Here is a 2,873-nt window from a genome sequence, read left to right as displayed (position 1 = left end):
CATTATTTTAAACTTGAAGGAAAAAAGNTAAGAGAGTTTAAAAATATAGTTTCTCAACTGAATTATGTTAATGAAGTCGAAACAGACATGGTAACTAAAAGTCACTATGTTAATAAACATGTTGCAAGGCTAATCCTCTGGACAGAACGTGGTGCAGCTCGTCATGCCAAAATGCTTGAAACAGATCAGGCTTGGGAAGTATTTGAAAAACTCGAAGACAACTACTTTAACCACGGCGAAAAATCACATCTGCCAAATGCAGAATACAACCTGGAACTACTCGAAACAGAACTGGCTTATAAAGTCATCAAATACCATAACGAACTCAATCAGGAAATCGTCAGACTTGGCGGAAAGATGCCAGAAAACTACCCAAATTTTAATCGGGAAACAATCTGCAAAGCTTATATGACACATTTTCTGCATAACACTCGCATCCGTATGGTTTTGGATTGTGATGCCATGCCAAAACTGGATTTGATCCCTAAAGACAGTTATGTAGTGAATGAAGAAAATATCGTGGATATTGTTGGTAGTGGATGCATCAGCCGTGAACTGATTCCAGATATAGTACAGGCAGGACTCAAAAGATTGGTCAAATAAACATAGTCGCTCGAAAGAGCGGCTTTTTTAATTAATATAATGATAAATGTATGTCAGTTAAGGCAATAAATAGAAATTTGATTTTTTAGAAGAAAGTGCTGCATTTAGTGTTAATTGCTCTTTTGATGGGAATTTATAGTTTGAGTACATTATAAATCCTTCCAACTATCAACAATATTAGCCCATTGCTGAAGCATATCTCTACGCTGATCCATGTATTTAGCGTGATTATAGGAAGCTCTAGTTTTATTTTGATCAACATGTGCTAATTGCTTTTCGATCCAATTTTCATCAAAATCTTGCTCATTTAAAATAGTTGATGCAGTGGCTCTAAAGTCATGGGCAGTCACAGTCTTAAGCCCCATGTTTTTCAATGCAACATTTAATGTTGCATTGCCAATTCCATCACTACTAGTCTTATAGACTGCTGGAAAAATAAATTCTTTATTTCCAGATTCAATAAATTGGGTTTTCAGTAAATCAAATAATTGGTCTGACATAGGGACCAGATGAATTCTATTCTTTTTCGTCGTTCTTTCTTGATTATTATTTCTCGTTGAAATGGGGAAAGTGATAATTTTTTCATCAAAGTCAACATAACGCCATTTCATGCGCCTAACTTCGATTGAGCGAAGCATTGTATATGCCATAGTCAATAAAGCATTTCTAACCGTATTAGAGCCTCTGAATTCATCCAGACCACATCTAAAGAGTTTTTGTTCGTCTTTTGTGAGTGGTCTTGCATGTTCGATCTCAGGACGAACAACTGCACCACGTACAGCATATGTAGGGTCATTTTCAGCTCTTAATGTTGCAATGGCATAACGTATTACAGCACCTATAATCTTTTGGTTATTCATTGCTGTAACCTCACCAGTTCCTCTTATTCCTGTTTTTCTAACACGTGAAACGGTTGATTTAATAATAAATAGGACATCTGCTGACGTTATATCTTTTACATTTTTTTCGCCAATTATTGGGAAAATATCTATTTCTAATGATTTTTTAAATTTACTAATATACCCATTCGATCTATTGGATAATATCTCGTATATATATTCATTAGCGACTAATTTGAAAGTATTGGCATTTAATAGTTGTGCTTCTATTTTTTCTTGTCTGCGATTTTGTGCAGGATTTATACCATCTTCAATGAGTAACTTTGCCTGATCCCTAGCCTTACGAGCATCAGCCAACCCGACAAGAGGGTACTCACCAAGACTTAGCATTGATGCTTTACCATTAAATCGGTATCTATAACGCCACAACTTTGTGCCATTATGTCGGATCTCTATGCAAAGTCCATTATGATCAGCTACTCTGTAGATCTTATCACGTGGTTTTAGGCTCTTAATTTTAGTGTCAGTTAGCATGAGTGAGTAACTATAAAAAAATATGAGTAATAAAAAAAATTACTCACAATTTTACTCACAAAAATGGATTTTGTACACTTTGTTTAGGTTGGTGATAATTCGTTAAGCTACTAATTATTTTGAGTTTATAGGTATAGTGAGTTTTCCTAGATTTGTTAAGGTTTTAAAAATAGCTTCTTCAGATGATAAAAACTATTTTGTAGCAATATTGCCAGTAAATTATCAACTTAGCCTTAAAAAAGTTGCCAGTGCTTTAGGTTGTAAAAAATTACATATGGCAGATCCTAAAGATGCTGAGCGCTTGACAGGTTATCTTGTCGGTGGGATCAGTCCTTTAGGTCAGAAAAACCGTTTAAAAACAGTTGTTAATGACACTGCTGAAACTAAAGAAAAGATCTATGTCAGTGGTGGTAAACGTGGTTTGGATATCGGCGTAAACCCACAGGATTTAACTAAGGTTTTGGGTGCAAATTTTGTAGATATCATAGAGGAATAAAAATACCTCAGATAGTCATTTGGTTCTTAACCACGAATTTTGTTACTTTTCTTTTATTGCTAATAAAATCATTTTTGAGCAGAATTTTTGTGGGTGCTTAAAATAACTTTAAGCAGGGAACTGTTGTAGTCGGGCCGCTACAACTATAGAAATATGAGTACCTGCATGCCCAATTTTACCAAATCAGCTTTAATGAATGAATTATTAAAAACTAAACATGATCTTCAGGAGAACACAGATCTTCAATTAGCTCAAAAATATAAAACTTCTGATTCGGAAGCTTATAAAGCTGCCATTATCACGATTTTAAAAGAAAGAGGATTTACTCAAATTGAGATCGGTCAACTCATAGATCAATAATTAATGAATCAAAAAATTATTTAGGATGTTCTGTTGAGAGA

General features: G+C 34.4%; 3 protein-coding genes. 2 read left to right on the top strand and 1 reads right to left on the bottom strand.

All coding sequences use genetic code 11. The features are described 5' to 3' along the window. Positions 1–752: 752 nt before the first annotated feature. A complete protein-coding gene (locus tag KPC_RS18820) occupies positions 753–1,976 on the bottom strand; it encodes a tyrosine-type recombinase/integrase (RefSeq protein WP_121975854.1) in 1,224 nt (407 codons plus the stop codon). A 127-nt stretch (positions 1,977–2,103) separates the two neighbouring features. Here KPC_RS18820 and KPC_RS18815 point away from each other — a divergent pair, with 127 nt between their 5' ends. Together KPC_RS18815 and KPC_RS18810 are read left to right on the top strand one after the other, a co-directional pair. Then, on the top strand, positions 2,104–2,472 hold the full coding sequence (locus KPC_RS18815) for an aminoacyl-tRNA deacylase (RefSeq protein ID WP_121975853.1): 369 nt from the start codon (positions 2,104–2,106) through the stop codon (positions 2,470–2,472). A gap of 165 nt (positions 2,473–2,637) precedes the next feature. Beyond that, a complete protein-coding gene (locus tag KPC_RS18810) occupies positions 2,638–2,832 on the top strand; it encodes a hypothetical protein (protein WP_121975852.1) in 195 nt (64 codons plus the stop codon). Positions 2,833–2,873: the final 41 nt, after the last annotated feature.

Source organism: Acinetobacter stercoris, from assembly GCF_900323515.1.
In the GTDB taxonomy this organism is placed as follows: domain Bacteria; phylum Pseudomonadota; class Gammaproteobacteria; order Pseudomonadales; family Moraxellaceae; genus Acinetobacter; species Acinetobacter stercoris.
The sequence above is the reverse complement of the archived record's forward strand: the minus strand, read 5'-3'. Positions and strand labels throughout refer to the sequence as shown.